Source organism: Pseudomonas sp. P5_A12 (assembly GCF_056400685.1).
Map to the genome: position 1 here is coordinate 1 of NZ_JBFUKU010000626.1, position 627 is coordinate 627.

Genomic DNA, 627 nt, shown 5'->3' on the forward strand with positions numbered 1-627 from the left:
CTGCCCGCCCGACTGCAATCAAGCGCTTGCTACACTTGGCTAGTTTCTCCATTTCCTCTGCATTTGCGATTTTCGCTCAGCTGAGATGGAAGCCCGATTTGGTCATGCTTGTGGTGCCGAGCTTGTTTTGCGCGCCTCAGGCCCTCGCCTTGGCAAAGCTGACAGGCGCAAAGTCGGTACTGCATATACAGGACTATGAAGTGGATGCTCTGTTTGGCCTTTCTATCGTCCAAGGCGACAAACTCAAACGTTTCGCTTTTGCCGTTGAACGAGCGTTATTACGCGCATTTGACAGAGTATCCACAATTTCCAGTGGCATGTTGCAACGGGCGGAGCAAAAGGGTGTAGAAAAAGAACAGCTGCGTTTCTTTCCAAACTGGTCGGAAACAGCCCGCTTCCATGATGTGCCACGTAATGCAGAACTGTTGAGCCGACTCGGTGTAGATCCGGCCAAGCGAGTGTTGCTTTATTCTGGAAATATCGGCGAAAAGCAAGGTCTGGAATGTGTTATTCACGCCGCTGAACAGTTAGCAGAGCGAGCGGAGTTGGTCTTCTTGGTTGTTGGTGAGGGGGCTGGGAAATCGCGTTTGCTGGATATGTGTCAGCAACGCGGGCTCAGTAATGTAA

Annotated in this window: 1 protein-coding gene; it reads left to right on the forward strand. The window is 51.4% G+C overall.

The window, feature by feature from the left end; translation table 11 throughout:
* Window positions 1-627 (forward strand): WcaI family glycosyltransferase (locus tag AC1DSG_RS31575; protein WP_477794358.1); only part of this gene is annotated, 627 nt, incomplete at both ends.